The sequence below is a fragment of the Komagataeibacter kakiaceti JCM 25156 genome (assembly GCF_000613305.1).
Window position 1 is genome coordinate 1 of the sequence record NZ_BAIO01000448.1, and the last position, 1,947, is coordinate 1,947.

Here is a 1,947-nt window from a genome sequence, read left to right on the forward strand (position 1 = left end):
AGCAGGCCGACCAGAAGGGCGGGATTGATCGGATCCCCCGGTGGCGCGGCGGCGGCAGCAGGATTTCATGCACCCTGAGCAGTTCGGCGCGCGCGCGCAGCGCGGCGATGGCTTCGGGCACCGGCTGGCCCGCCATGTGCCCCATATAGGTCACGGCTTCCTTCAGGACGGGGGGCGGGGCCGTTTCCTCGGGTATCAGCAGAAGATGGGCGCGCCGGAACGCCTGCCCCACCGCCGTGCTGCCGGTCAGCACCGTCAGGGGAATGGCGCAGACCAGGCCGAGCGTGACCGGCAGCATCCACAGGAACAGTGGCAGCGAGACGCTCCATGCGGCCGCGGCCAGCGCCATGCCCATGAGGGTATGGACCATGTACAGCCGCACGTTCTGCATGATCTGGAGACTGCCCGCGTCACGCCGCTGCGCGTTCCAGCCCGAATCACGCCCCATCAGGATGGAAATGACCCCTCCGGTCTGGATCAGCATGGCGATCGGGGCCAACAGCCCGCCCACGACCGTTTCCACCACGATGGAGGCGGCAGCGGCGATGGCCCCGCCACATCCCCGCCGCAGCGGGCCATCGAGCAGCAGCAGGATGTACGCCAGTATCTTGGGGGCCAGCAGCACCACCATGGTACCCAGGAACATGTATTCCGCCTGAACCGGATCCACATGCGGCCAGTGGGGATAGAGCAGCTTGGTGTCGCCAAAATATTCCGGTTTGTAGAAGCGGCTTTGCAGCGACACCACGATCCCGACCAGCAGAAAGATCAGCCATAGCGGCGAGGTGACATAGGAACCGATGCCCATGAGCATGTGCATGCGGCTGACCCAGTGCAGGCCATTGGCGGAAATCACCTTCGCATGTTGCAGGTTGCCCTGGCACCAGCGCCGGTCGCGAATGGCGATGTCGGTCAGTGACGGGGGGCTTTCCTCATACGATCCGCCCAGGGCGGGAACCATGTGGATGGCCCAGCCCCCCCGGCGCATGAGGCGGCCTCCACGAAGTCATGGCTCATGATCGCGCCACCGAACGGCTTGCGGCCGGGCAGATGGGGCAGCCCCGCCTGTTCGGCAAACGCCGCTGTGCGGATGATGGCGTTATGCCCCCAGTAATTACCCTCCGACCCATGCCACCACGCAATGCCGTGGGCGATCAGGGGACCATAGACGCGGCCCGCGAACTGCTGCATGCGCGCGAACAGGGTCGATCCGTTCACGATGACCGGCAGGGACTGGATCAGCCCCACGCCGGGATTGCGCTCCATGGCCGCCGTCAGCCACACGATCACGTCGCCCGCCATCACACTATCGGCGTCGAGCGTGATCATCTGCTGGTAGGCCGCGCCATAGGCGCGCACCCACTGGGCGATATTGCCCGCCTTGCGGTCGGTATTGACCGCGCGGCGGCGGTAGAACAGCCGCCCGCCCCAGCCCGTGGCGCGGCACAGGGCCATGTACGCGGCTTCCTCGGCCACCCATATGTCCGGATCCGTCGTATCGGACAGGATGAACACATCGAACGCGCGTTCCTGCAACGTGGCGGTCAGGCTGTCGATGGTGGCGCGCAGCCCGGCCATGACCCGGCCCGGATCCTCGTTATAGGTGGGCATCAGCAGCGCCGTGCGGCTGGACAGGCGCGGCAGCGGCCCGGTGCGGGTAATGCCCAGCCCCAGCCCGCCATGCGCCAGCATCGACCCGAACCCCGCGAGCGCGGAGGTAAAGGCCAGCGCGATCCACAGGAACAGCACGACAAACAGCACCAGCATGACCATGCCGGCCACGGAACGCTGCACGGCGTTGAACACCAGGTCCATCTCGTACCCGGCAAGCCCGGTCATGACCACCGCGCCGCCAATGACCAAAAGGCGCCGCAGCCAGATCAGACGCCACTGGGTTGAGGGAACCCGCCCGCGCCCGTGCAGGTCCGGCGCATCGGCCAGCGGGTG

At 66.9% G+C, this 1,947-nt stretch carries 1 pseudogene; it reads right to left on the reverse strand.

Annotated features, from left to right (window positions below):
• Nucleotides 1-1,947, reverse strand: a pseudogene (mdoH, locus tag JCM25156_RS25025) (glucans biosynthesis glucosyltransferase MdoH); the annotation flags it as partial.